General features: G+C 59.7%; 12 protein-coding genes. 8 read left to right on the top strand and 4 right to left on the bottom strand.

The genetic code is table 11. The features are described 5' to 3' along the window. Nucleotides 1-954: 954 nt before the first annotated feature. The 6 genes from METAC_RS26785 (at nucleotide 955) to ligD (ending at nucleotide 6,471) form a co-directional block, all read left to right on the top strand. On the top strand, nucleotides 955-1,122 hold the full coding sequence (locus METAC_RS26785) for a hypothetical protein (protein ID WP_198017194.1): 168 nt from the start codon (nucleotides 955-957) through the stop codon (nucleotides 1,120-1,122). Between the two features lie 129 nt (nucleotides 1,123-1,251). Then, a complete protein-coding gene (locus METAC_RS0109060) occupies nucleotides 1,252-1,986 on the top strand; it encodes a PRC-barrel domain-containing protein (RefSeq protein WP_026606769.1) in 735 nt (244 codons plus the stop codon). Nucleotides 1,987-2,136: 150 nt separating this feature from the next. After that, nucleotides 2,137-2,292 (top strand): DUF3309 family protein, encoded by a 156-nt coding sequence (locus tag METAC_RS25775; protein ID WP_036255424.1) that lies wholly within the window; start codon nucleotides 2,137-2,139, stop codon nucleotides 2,290-2,292. A 446-nt stretch (nucleotides 2,293-2,738) separates the two neighbouring features. Further along, nucleotides 2,739-2,918: a DUF1328 domain-containing protein gene (locus METAC_RS0109045; RefSeq protein ID WP_026606768.1), complete on the top strand. Its 180-nt coding sequence runs from the start codon at nucleotides 2,739-2,741 to the stop codon at nucleotides 2,916-2,918. Between the two features lie 74 nt (nucleotides 2,919-2,992). Then, complete coding sequence (gene ku / locus METAC_RS0109040) at nucleotides 2,993-3,946, top strand: non-homologous end joining protein Ku (RefSeq protein WP_026606767.1); 954 nt, start codon at nucleotides 2,993-2,995, stop codon at nucleotides 3,944-3,946. A 2-nt stretch (nucleotides 3,947-3,948) separates the two neighbouring features. Continuing rightward, the gene (gene ligD / locus METAC_RS0109035) at nucleotides 3,949-6,471 is read left to right on the top strand and encodes a DNA ligase D (protein ID WP_026606766.1); all 2,523 of its coding nucleotides are present in this window, start codon (nucleotides 3,949-3,951) and stop codon (nucleotides 6,469-6,471) included. 2 nt (nucleotides 6,472-6,473) lie between these two features. Here the strand turns inward: ligD and ku (METAC_RS0109030) are convergent, their stop codons facing one another. The 3 genes from ku (METAC_RS0109030) to METAC_RS0109015 all read right to left on the bottom strand — a co-directional run bounded on the left by ku (METAC_RS0109030) (nucleotide 6,474) and on the right by METAC_RS0109015 (nucleotide 8,660). Continuing rightward, nucleotides 6,474-7,271 (bottom strand): non-homologous end joining protein Ku, encoded by a 798-nt coding sequence (ku, locus tag METAC_RS0109030; protein WP_026606765.1) that lies wholly within the window; start codon nucleotides 7,269-7,271, stop codon nucleotides 6,474-6,476. A 226-nt stretch (nucleotides 7,272-7,497) separates the two neighbouring features. Further along, a complete protein-coding gene (locus tag METAC_RS0109020; RefSeq protein WP_026606764.1) occupies nucleotides 7,498-8,178 on the bottom strand; it encodes a hypothetical protein in 681 nt (226 codons plus the stop codon). A gap of 2 nt (nucleotides 8,179-8,180) precedes the next feature. Beyond that, entirely contained in the window at nucleotides 8,181-8,660 is a 480-nt protein-coding gene (locus METAC_RS0109015; protein WP_026606763.1) for a hypothetical protein, read from the bottom strand. A 544-nt stretch (nucleotides 8,661-9,204) separates the two neighbouring features. On the opposite strand from METAC_RS0109015, the gene METAC_RS0109005 reads away from it, so the two are divergent. Together METAC_RS0109005 and METAC_RS25770 are read left to right on the top strand one after the other, a co-directional pair. Further along, the gene (locus METAC_RS0109005) at nucleotides 9,205-9,633 is read left to right on the top strand and encodes a PRC-barrel domain-containing protein (protein ID WP_026606762.1); all 429 of its coding nucleotides are present in this window, start codon (nucleotides 9,205-9,207) and stop codon (nucleotides 9,631-9,633) included. Nucleotides 9,634-10,137: 504 nt separating this feature from the next. Continuing rightward, nucleotides 10,138-10,338 (top strand): DUF3008 family protein, encoded by a 201-nt coding sequence (locus METAC_RS25770; protein WP_084143546.1) that lies wholly within the window; start codon nucleotides 10,138-10,140, stop codon nucleotides 10,336-10,338. A 1,090-nt stretch (nucleotides 10,339-11,428) separates the two neighbouring features. Here the strand turns inward: METAC_RS25770 and METAC_RS0108990 are convergent. Further along, nucleotides 11,429-11,845: a hypothetical protein gene (locus METAC_RS0108990; RefSeq protein ID WP_156898155.1), complete on the bottom strand. Its 417-nt coding sequence runs from the start codon at nucleotides 11,843-11,845 to the stop codon at nucleotides 11,429-11,431. Between the last annotated feature and the right edge of the window lie 48 nt (nucleotides 11,846-11,893).

The following is an 11,893-nucleotide window of genomic DNA, read 5'->3' as shown; positions in this document are numbered from 1 at the left end:
GAGCGGCCTCGCGACGACGGCGACAAGATTTACTTCGTCCACACGCTACGTGGCCCTGAGGGAGGTAAATGCTCCAGATGAAGGCGGAATAGCGCGTTAAATTTGGTCGATTGAGGTGCGGATGAGTCGAAGTGGTTTGCCGCCTCGTACGCAATTCAGCATCGTGCGCAGCTTCAAAGTCCTTGGAACGGCGCGATGATTGCGGGATTGAATCGTGAGATAAGTGGAAGAATTTAGGAGAGCGGCAGGTGAGCTCCAATATCAATCGTATAGCCAATGGCAATAAAGAGAGATCTATCGCCATGGCGCGGCGCCAAGGTATTCCTCATCGTGCGTCGGTTGCAAGAGTGGCGCTCGGTTGGGGCTTAGGTTTCGTGATGATCGGAATAAAATTGGTCTATCGCTTGAGATCTTGGTAGGGCGGTTAGTCCTCGATCGGATTTGTTCATTGCGTTGAGGCGCGCGCTCGGCCTTTTCATTTGAATTCGCGCAATAGGGAAAGGAGAGATTTCCGTAGGTGCGTCGTGCGCTCCCAATTTAAGTAATGCGTCGGGAACAATAGCGGTCGATCGAAGTTGCCGTAATGCAACGAGCGCGACGTAAATATTGTCAAGCGTTCGCCTCTTCTTCATGGAGGACTCTGTTATGGGTAGAAGCCGTGCATTGGTCCGTACCGACAACAACGGATTTGGATCGCTCATTCTCGTCAGCTTGATGCTTTGCGCGGGGCTGGCGCATATGTGGACGGACGCGCCGATGATGGCGAGAGCGATCGGTCCAACGACGGCTTATGGGTTTGCGAGCGTCATGACTTCATTAGCGGCCGCTGTCGCGGGTCTCCTTTTTGTCGAGTGAGAGGTCTGCTCGGATCTGGCGTGGCGTAGGAGACATCTTTACGTAGCGTAGCGGGGCCAACGCGTTGCGCTTGATAGCGGCGCTGAGGGATTGATGTCTATGAAACATGCAGAGGATCCAGTAGCGGACGGCGCCAAGCCGCCGATCGTGTTCACGCCAACGGAAGCGCGACAGGGCGTTGCTCCGAATGTTGCGCGCCGGGCGCTGACATTTGGTGTAGCGTTGACTGTGCTTGCGTTCCCGTTGATCTATTTCTTTGCACGGTAGGCGTCTAAACACAAGCGCGACAGTTTGCGATCATCGCATTGCTGGAGTTCTGTGCGACGGAACTAATGAATTTGAAGGCGCGTTCTCCGGCCGGCGTAAACGCCGTTTCAAAGTTAGGGAGAGATCCTCATGTTCAACAAGCTCGCGCTTCCCGCTGCGTTCCTTGCTCTCGGCGCAAGCCTCGCTTTTGCTCAAAGCACGATGACCAAGGAGCCTTTGAGCGGACGGTCGGTTGCTGCGCCGGCTTCGTCCCTTTCCACGTCGCGGTGGCTGGCGTCGGATATTTATAAAGCCAACGTCTATGATAAGTCCGAGCGCAAGATCGGAGACATAACCGATCTCGTTTTGAATAGCGACGGGGCCATAAAGACCGCTGTCATTGGCGTTGGTGGATTCCTTGGAGCCGGCCAAAAGGACGTGGCGGTCCCGTTCAAGGACATAAAAATTTCGCTTCGAGACGGGAAGGATTGGCTTGTTCTCGATCGCACCAAGGAAGATCTCAAGGCTGCGCCGGATTACATGCCGGCTCAGCGGACGGGCCGTTCGGTTTCCGTGCCAGGGTCGTCGCTTTCGACGTCGAATTGGACGGCGTCGGACATCTACAAGGCCGACGTATATGATAATTCGGAACATAAGATCGGCGATGTCGACGATCTCGTCTTGAACACCGATGGCGCTATCACGACGGCGGTCATAGGAGTCGGCGGCTTCCTCGGCGTTGGTCAGAAGGACGTTGCGATTCCATTCAAGGAGCTGAGGATCGCGACGCGTGGCGGCAAGAGCTGGCTGTTGTTGGATCGCACTAAGGATCAGCTCCGGAACGCGCCGGGCTATGATAAGAATTCCGAAATGGACAAGATGTAGACGGCGAGCCGAAGCGTTTCAGCGACATACGGCGGAGGTCCGTCGCTTCCGCATCGGGCGTGCGGGCCTCCTTCGGGCGGGTGAATAACTTGAATATTGTCGATCGAGGGCGACCGTCAATTAGGGAACCACAGTCGAAGGAGATCGAGCATGCTATCGACGCTCTTAATTGTCATATTAATCCTCTTGCTAGTAGGCGCCTTGCCGGCGTGGCCCTATAGCAGCGGATGGGGTTACGCTCCGGGCGGCTTGCTGGGGACCGTGCTGGTCGTCGTGGTTATTCTAGCGCTTCTTGGCCGTATCTGAGGTGCGGCGGAGCATTCGGCGGTGCGCGTGAGGCTGTCTTTCCGAGAAGGAGACGACGGCCAGCGAAGGGTCGGGCTGGCCGGTCAATATCCGTCGGCGGTTTAGTCGTGCAGGAAAGGCGCGGTTTGGAAACGCGGCGAATTTGCTGCCTGCGCCTTTAGTGGCTTCGGCTGTATCGTTGTTTATCCCGGGCAATTTGTTGGGTCGGATTACAGGCCTAGCCTATGGGTTGTGCTTCGCCATGAACGTGAAGCATATGTCTCTTAGAAATTTCATCATTATGGCGCTGATCTAGATCCGGAACTTTGGACTGGTTAAGCCGTTTGATTTGGCGTTCGCGTTTGTCGTCGCCGCGGGAAGACTGTGGCGGCATGACGGCCGATTCGGCCGATTCTTGTGGAATCGGCGTTGGGTTGGCGCGGCAGCGTCGGCGAGGAGGAAGTCTCATGAATGTCGGCAACCTTCTACATTGGGCGGTGATCTTTCTGGTGGTGGCGCTTGTTGCGGCGCTGCTCGGATTTGGCGGAGTGGCGGGCACGGCGATGTCGGGCGCGCGAATACTCTTCTGGGTCGCCGTGGTCCTTTTGATCATTTCACTCGTGTTCGGGCTCATCCGCCGAAGCTAGCCGCTTGCGGCCGAGGCGCTGTGCAGGGACGCCGCTGTGCAGGTGGCGTTGGTTCCGGGGATAGGCTTTTCCACATGGCGCCTCGGGCAAATTGGAAGGGGTTTTTGAAGGTGGCCGAGCTCTCATGCTCTGTCGCCCTTTACTCCGCGGTTTCCGCTTCCGAGAGAATAAGCTTTCATTTGATCAGTCGCGAGAATGGACGACGGGTTCATCGCGAGTTCGTCGATGAGGAAAGCGGTGAGCCGGTCGAGTCCGAGGATCAGGTCAAGGGCTACGTAGTCGGCGACAAGGAATATGTCGCGCTAGAGCCGGAAGAGATCGCGGCGGCGATTCCAGGCTCCGACAAGACGCTCTCGGCGGAGGTCTTCCTTCGTTGCGACGAGATTGAACACGTCTATCTCGACCGTCCCTATTATCTCGCTCCGGGCAATCCGGCGGCGGAATCGGCCTTTGCCGTCATTCGCGACGGGCTCCGGGCCAAATCCGTGGCGGCTCTCGCGCGAACCGTTCTTTTCCGGCGGATGCGTTCGATCCTGATCCGAGCCTATGGCCGAGGGTTGCTCGCGACCACCCTGCGGTTCGATTACGAGATCCGTCCGTCCGGGGATGTATTCGCCGATATTCCGGAGATGAAGATCAACGGCGAAATGCTCGATCTCGCCAAGCATATCGTCGAGACCAAGCGCGGCGCGTTTGATCCTCACGCGGTCCATGACCGTTATGAGTCGGCGCTCGCGGAAGTCATTCGCGAGAAGATGGAAGGCAAGCCCCTCGGAAGGCGCGCGCGGCCGAGGCTGGGGAAGGGCGTCGATCTCATGGACGCGCTGCGGCGAAGCGCCGCCAAGGGAGGTCGAGCAAAGAAGGCCCGCCAAAGCGAGGTGGGGGCTCGGGATGAAAAGGGCGGCGGCGCCGAAAGGCCCGCCAGAAGGCGGTCGGGATCAGTCCAGCGCGAGGACGCCGCGGTGAAACAAAAGACGCCCCGGAGCAAGATCGCCAAGGCGTCGGCGCCTGGGCGCAAGGCCGGCTGATCATGGCCCTGCAGATCTATCGGAACAAGCGGGACTTCCAGGCGACGTCGGAGCCGCGCGGAAAAAGCGCCTCCGCGCGGGGAGGTCATCTTTTCGTGATCCAGAAGCATGCGGCGCGCCGGCTTCATTACGACCTGCGACTCGAGTTCGACGGCGTGTTGAAGAGCTGGGCGGTCGCGCGGGGCCCGAGCCTCGTCGCCGGGGAGAAGCGCCTCGCGGTCCATGTCGAAGATCATCCGCTCGAATATGCTGATTTTGAAGGGGTCATTCCAAAAGGCGAATATGGCGGCGGGACCGTGATCGTTTGGGACCGAGGCGAATGGGCGCCCGTCGGGGATTGGCGCGAGGCCTACGCCAAGGGACATTTGGAATTCGAGCTGCGCGGCGAGAAGCTCAACGGCCGCTGGCTGCTCGTCCGCATGGCGAACCGACGAGGGGAAAAGCGCCCGAACAAAGAAAATTGGCTTCTCATCAAGCGAGGCGACGACGCCGCTCGATCCGAAAACGCCTCTGACATTCTTCAGGAGGAGCCGGACTCGGTGAAATCCGGGCGCGGACTCGAGGAGGTCGCGGCCGCGGGCGTCGAGCCGAAGCCGTCGCGGCGAAAAGCAACGCGCGCGGATCGTGAAATTCCTCGGGCGAGCGCGGCACCGGATCCGTCGACGCTCGAAAAGGCCGCCAAGGCACCGCTGCCCGCCTTCATCGAGCCCGCGCTCGCTGTGCTTTGCGCCAAGCCTCCGGGCGGCGCCCGTTGGATTCACGAGATCAAATACGACGGCTGTCGTTTGCAAGCGCGCATAAATGGTGGACGCCTCGCGCTGCTCACCCGCGGCGAGCTCGACTGGACGGCGAAATTCGGCGAGATGCTTGCCCGGGCCTTTAAGGCTTTGCCGCTCGTGACGGGCCTGATCGACGGCGAGCTCGTCGTCGAGAACGCGAATGGCGCGTCTGATTTCTCCGCCTTGCAGGCGGAACTGAGCCAGCGGCGCGCGAGCCGCTTCGTCTTTTACGCTTTCGATCTGCTTTATCTCGACGGCTATGATCTCCGCACGTCGCCGCTCATCGAACGCAAGGCGGCGCTTGAGCAATTGCTCGCAAGCGCACCGGAGCCGCTTCGCTACAGCGTTCATTTCGATGATGACGGCGATCTTATTCTACAGCACGCCTGCCGCCTCAGCCTAGAAGGCGTGGTGTCGAAATTGCGGGACGGGCGCTATCGCTCGGGCCGGACCGCAGGCTGGCGAAAATCCAAATGCTTCGAGCGGCAGGAATTCGTGATCGGCGGATATGTCCCTTCTTCAACCTCGCGCAAGGCGGTCGGCAGTCTGGTTCTCGGCTATTACGAAAAAGATCAGCTAATCCCCGTCGGCCGCGTGGGCACGGGCTTCACGGCGGCGGCCGCGGAAGATCTCCACGGCCGGCTCGAGCCGATGCGCGTCGACGCCGCGCCTTTTGCGCAGCCGCTCGTCGCGGAGGCGGCGCGAGGAGTGAGATATGTGAGGCCGGCGCTCGTCGCGGAGGTGGAATTCCGTGGCTGGACCGCAGACAACAACCTTCGCCATGCCTCTTTTCGCGGCCTGCGCGAAGACAAGCCCGCGAGGGAAGTCATGCGCGAAGATTCATCCAAAAACGTGAGGGCCGCGCCTCGCCATTCGATCACGCTCACGCATCCAGAGCGGCTCTATTGGCCCGAGGCCGGCGTCACCAAGGAAGGGCTCGCCGATTACTACAGCGAGGTCTGGCCGCGCATGGCTTTCTTCGTTGTAGGGCGTCCGCTGGCCGTCGTGCGCTGTCCAGACGGCGTCGAGGGCCAATGTTTCTTTCAGAAGCACGCCTGGCGCGGCCTTGCGCGTAGCGTCCGTAGCTTCCCCGATCCGAAAAACGCCGCTGAGGAGCCGCTTCTCGTCATCGACGATCTCGACGGCTTGATAGGTCTCGTGCAAGGCGGCGCCCTCGAGATTCACCCTTGGGGCGCGACCGTGGCGGCGCTGGAGCGGCCAGACATGATCGTGATGGACCTTGACCCGGGCCCCGACGTCTCATGGTTGGCGGTTGTTTCGGCTTCTGTCGAGGTCCGTCAACGGCTGAAGGAGGCGGGCCTCGACAGCTTCGTGAAGAGCTCGGGCGGTAAGGGGCTGCATGTCGTCGCGCCGTTGCTTCCCAAGTTCGGCTGGACTGCGGTGAAAGCCTTCGCCAAAAGCATCGCGGAGGCCATGAGCTCGGACAGTCGAGACCTCTATGTTTCAACTATATCAAAGGCGAAGCGGCGGGGAAAAATCTTCGTCGACTATCTTCGCAACGGCCGGGGAGCGACCTCGGTCGCGCCTTATTCCACCCGGGCTCGGCGAGGCGCCTCCGTCTCCATGCCGCTTGCGTGGGACGAGCTGTCGGAAGTGTTGGGGCCCGCCTATTTCAACGTCTCCAACGCGCCCGGCCGCCTCGCCAATCTGCGCGCCGATCCTTGGCGCGGCTTTCGCGAGGCCGCCGTTCCCTTGCCCGCTCCCGCGCGCCGAGCCGCCGGCTGATTTCAGCGCTTGCGTCCCGCGGCCGCAATGCTTTTGCGCAACGCCTCCACTATGCTGATCACATTGGTCGGAGGTTCGGGCGCCGTCGCCTTGGATTTTCGCGGGCGCTTGCCCTTTTTCCGCGCGGCGATGATTTCGAGCAAATGCTCCTGCACGGGATCGCTTGCAAGCGAAGGCTTCCATGGCGTCAATCGCTTTTCGATCAGCGTCGTGAAAAGATCTAGAAGCTCGTGCTCGCCATCTTCAAGTCGGATGTCGGCGAAATAGGGCGATGAATCACGAATTTCTTCGCCATATCTGAGTGTCCAGAGCACGAGCCCGCGGTCGTGTGGATGAAGCATGACGGCGCGTTCCCTCCTGTAGAGCACGAGCCGTGCGATCGCGGCCGTACCGGTCGCGTTCATCGCGTCCCGAATGACGCCGAATGCTTCTTCGCCGACTGGATCGTCGGGCGCAACATAATGCGGGCGGTCGAACCAGATCGAATCAATCGAATCCCTCGGGACGAAGCTTTCTATGTCGATTGTCCGCAAGCTCTCGAGCGACGCCGAATCGAGCTCCTCGTCCTCCAGCGCCAGATATTCGTCGGGCCCGGTCTGGTAGCCTTTGACGATGTCGTCGGCTTCGACCGTTTCGCGCGTGTCCGCGTCGACATATCGACTTGCGACGCGATGGCCCGTCGCCCGGTTCAGCGTGTGAAACTGAACCCGTTCGGCCGCGGTGACGACGGGAGTGAGCGCGATAGGGCAGGTGACGAGCGAGAGCTTCAAATAGCCCTTCCAAAAAGGACGCTGCTCCATGTTTCACCCTTCGCTATAATGGCGTCGTCGCCATCAAGAAGCAAAACAGCGGACGCTCCTCGAACGTTCCGATCAGACGAACGAATGCGATCGCCCAGGATATGCTTGTCTCGCGCATCGAAGACGGATGCGCTATAGCCGAGGCTATTCGACGCCAGAAAAGAGGCCGGAAGAGCGATTGCTCTTCCGGCCTCGTGCTTAATGTGACTTCAAACGTTGCTGCCGATCAGCGGCTGCGTTCAACAGCGGGGTAGCGCGTCAACAACCATCCGAGTAGCGCAGCTCCCGCCAGAACAAAGACCGTCTGCCCGCGATCGCCATGTTCGACGATGTCCGCCGCGCGCGCCACCGTTTCGTCGGCGCCTAGGCTTGGCTGCGCCAGCAAGTCCGTCAAGGTTCCAGGTTGTCGTTCGCCGATGACCTCGGACAAAAGAAACGCGAATGGCTGCCGCAGTTTATTATCCGCTGCGCCTTGGTAGGCGATGGCTGGAGGGGCGATGGAACCCGCTGTTGAACTGGCGCCTTTCTCCCCTGTGGCGGCGTCGCCGCTTCCGCCGTGCGCCGCGCTTGATTGCTGTGGCCTCTTCGGTTTCAAAGATTGGATCTTCACCTCCGCGCCGGAAAAAAAGGCGATCGAAACCAAAACGAGGACTCCTCCCACAGTGGCGAGGCCGCCATAAGGGCCGATCGCTTCCGAGCTCCAGAGGTAAAGCGCGATCAAGCCTACGACGGCGGCCATTGCGGCTGCTAGCCATGCCGCCGCCAGCAAGGCGCTTATGACCGCGGCGTCACGGATCATGCGCCTGGCGCTGTCGCCAACCTCCTCCAGGCGCAGATCGAGCCGCTCCTTGATGGAACTTAGGGACGCGGCGGCGTCAAAGCCGAACAGTTTGAGAAGCTTTAGCAATGTCAGCTCCGTCGGCCCATAATCCCGATGATCACGCCCAACAACACCGACGCGGCGATTGTGGCGACAGGATTGCGTCGGGCTACGTCCTCTACATCAAAAGCCGCGGCCTTGGCGCGTTCGGCCACAGCGGAAAGGGCCTGCGCGCCGCCGTCCGCCACATCGCTCGCCGTGCTGCCGACTTGGCCCGCGACGGCGGACGCGCCTTCACGCAATGATTTGGCGCCTTCCTTCCCTGCCTTTGCCATGAACTCGACCACTGTCTCGCGGAGCGAATCCATATCGGCTTTCAAGGCTTCAAGGTCGGACGATAGGGAGTCCTTCGCCTGGCCGGCTGCGTCCGAAATTGCGTCCTTTGTCCGAGATACGGAGTCTGACAAGGTGTCGCCGAGACGACGCGCAGCGCCTCCCATGCCTTCAACGCTGCTGCCATAAAGCTCGAAAGTCGGATATTTCAGCGATTGTGACTTGTAATGTTGCATTGTGTTGCTCCCTTTGTGAAAGGTCGTAACCTTCCTTGTTGTGTAAAGGCGCCCTCAACGGCGCCTAAGCGCTAATGATGCCAAAACAGCACTATCAAAATAACGAGCGGAATTGGCACGCCCAGGATCCAAAGCAATATGCCGCGACCGAAACCCATTTTCTCCTCCACATAAACCTGCGTGCGAAATCTGGAGATGTTTGGCGACAACGCGTAGATGAACGTCAAGTTCCGCGCTTCGGGCTTGACCGGGCAGTATAGCGCGATCTGGCCAAGCTATCGAAGCGCTGTGCGAGCGCGGCGCGGTTCAATCACTTCTGTATTATGCTGATCGGATTGTGTAGATCCGGTGAAGCGCCATCGTTGCTGTTGTCGTATTTCCATTAGCTATGACGAGGTGAGCTTCAGGAACCCTTGCGGTTTCCAAGCGTTGTAGCCTCGACGTATGCGCCATCTGCTTGAGCTGCGGGGAGAAATTTGCTCCGCGAAAGAAAAGCTTCCGGCGCTGGCGACGTCGAAATCCCAGCAAACAAACGGAGCAAGACATGGCTACCGCCTATCCAGAATCCATCTTGATCTCAAGCGAAGAGGTCGAAGGCACGAATATCTTTGATCCGAACGGCAATCAGATCGGTCAAATCGATCACCTGATGATCGACAAGAGTTCGGGGCAGGTCCGCTACGCCGTCATGAGCTTCGGCGGTTTCCTTGGCCTGGGTCATAGCCATTATCCCTTGCCGTGGAGTTCTCTAAACTATGACAAGGGGCTGGAAGGCTACACCACCAACGTCACGGAAAGCCAACTAAAGGATGCGCCGGAATTCAGCGATGACAGCTGGGCCAGCCGCGATTGGGAGTCGCGCATGCACCAGCATTACAAAGTCGAGCCCTATTGGAGCCAATCGGGCGGGATGAGGGCCGGTGGTTCAGGCGATCTGTCGCAAAGTGGGACCGGCGTGTCGCGATCCTTATAACATAGGGCTATCCGCCCGGCCCACGGCGGAATCTTCTCTACAGGGGAGTGCAAAATGTGCGATTTTCCACTCGGGTCTATGCGTCTCAGCTGGCGCGCCGAGTTGAAAAATATGTCACGACCCGGTTTCCCTTGGGAGCATTTGTGTCGCCGCGCCGGGTGATTGCGCGACGGCTCTCTGCGTTCAATGTAACACGCCGCTGAGGCTCGAGAACTTCTCGCCGGAGCTGTGGACGAAACTTGTTGTTGGCCCTGTAGAGGATATGATCCTTGCAGGGCTTCAACACGGCGTCGATAGCGATGGCGGGCGCTTCAATGGTGGAATGAAGACCTCCCTGCAGCTCACCGGGCAGGAGGTGGACTGAGCCTGATGTGGGTAGAAGCGGCGGCGCCGATCGATGAGCCAGCGGCTCACGCGCTTGAGGCCGCCAAATAGATTTGCGTTGGAAGAGGCGGCGGTCCGTCTCCGAGTCGAGTCGGGCCGTCGGAAAATCGGGAGGAGCATTTGCCGGCAAAGTCAAAGGCCCAACAGATGGCGGCAGGGGCGGCGCTCGCCGCAAAGCGGGGCGAAAAGAGGAAGAGCGAGCTTAAAGGCGCCTCGAAATCCATGGTCGATTCGATGAGCGAGAAAGAGCTACAGGATATGGCGTCGACCAAGAGGAAAGGAAAGCCGCAACATGCCTCCAAATCCTGGCCGCACGGTTGACGTTCGAGTCGGCTAACAGGCGACGCTAGGCAGGTTCTTGTCGCGCCTGGTGGCTGGCAATTCCCTTCGAGCCAGAGGCCAGAGATTCGATGAAATTCCCCGTGGATCTCCCACGCGACAGGGAGTCCGGGCGCGAAGATCGATTCCTTCTTGACTTTGTTGGCCTGCGCCTAGCGCGGGTCGGAGATCGAGCGAGGCGCTGGCCTGTTCCGATCCACTTTTCCACTTAGAGTTCGGACAACTCTTTGGTCGGTCGTCGCGGCGCGTTTCCGGCGCATGCCTCGACCGTGAGCTGAAAGACGCCATCTGACGCTGATCGACGGTTCAAATCTAGCCTTTTGGCCTTTGCTTCGGGGCTTTGGTTGGCCGTGAGGGTGCTCGTAAGCGTGGGCGCGCTTCATTTCTGGGCAGCGTATCGCCTTGGCGCTACGGCTAGGCCATGCTATCCCGCGCGATAATCCGCGCCTGCGCCAATATTTTGCCATCCGAAAGACCTTTGGCGCATTCCGGATCTTAAAGGGCTTCGATTTATTATAAGCTCAATGTTCTGCGGACGTGGCGAAATTGGTAGACGCAAGGGACTTAAAAACACCTTTGTCTGCATGCGACGTTTCGTCGCGTATTTCGACTTTGTTTATATGTATAATCAATAGCTTGGCAGGCAACGCTCGGGAAGCTTAGCGGGAGGAGAAAAAGAGCTAGGAGCCAAATAGGAGCCAGAACCTACGAGGCCACTGGATCTTCGCCCTGGCGCGACAGGGCGCACTGTGGCACGACATCACAAATGCGGACGTGGCGAAATCGGTAGACGCAGCAGACTTCAATTGGAGTGCCCGCAGGGAAATTTGCGGAGTAGAACCGCTCAAAGTCGGGGAAAGCTAAGGGGCGCCTAAGCCAATCCCGAGCCAAGCCCCTCGGGGAAGGTGTAGAGACTAGACGGGCGGCGCCTTCGGTTTGACGACCATGGCGAAGGGATAGTCCAGACCACGAACGCCTTTGGGCGGCGGCGAAAGTCGAAGTGGTACGAAAATCTGTTTCTCTATGAGAGTGCGGGTTCGAGTCCCGCCGCCCGCACCAGCCTCTAAGCTTGCTAGGATTCCAGCACGATCGCCAGCTTTTCTTCTGCGCTGAAGGTGCGGCGGGTGCGCTTCTCCGGCATCTGCGAATCATCGTCCGATGCGGCTGTCAAGGCCGATTCGGCCGCGCAGTCGTTAGCACTACTGTTAGCACCGGTGCTTTTCGTCGGGAGGGCGCTCGGATGAAGACGGGCGCGCCAGTCGATCTCCACCTCGCCGTTCTCAAGGAGATCGCGCCAGCGGCGCAGACTGTTGGCCGAGATCCGATGCGCGGCGGTCGATTCGCTCCAGTTCAGCGCTTCGACATGCATCGCCCAGAACGCCTGGACGGCGGGCGAGCGCTTCGACATGCACAACCTGGATGCGCCACGCCGCCGTTTTAAACCGCCGACGCTGGCGGAACTCGGGTCGCTGGCCCTGACCGCGCCCATGATGGCCGGCGCCGAATATCTGACGTCGACGGGTCTTCGCGCCCTGTG

This window comes from Methylocapsa acidiphila B2 (assembly GCF_000427445.1).
In the GTDB taxonomy this organism is placed as follows: Bacteria; Pseudomonadota; Alphaproteobacteria; order Rhizobiales; family Beijerinckiaceae; genus Methylocapsa; species Methylocapsa acidiphila.
Note: the sequence above shows the minus strand (reverse complement) of the source record. Positions and strands in the feature narration are given on the sequence as shown.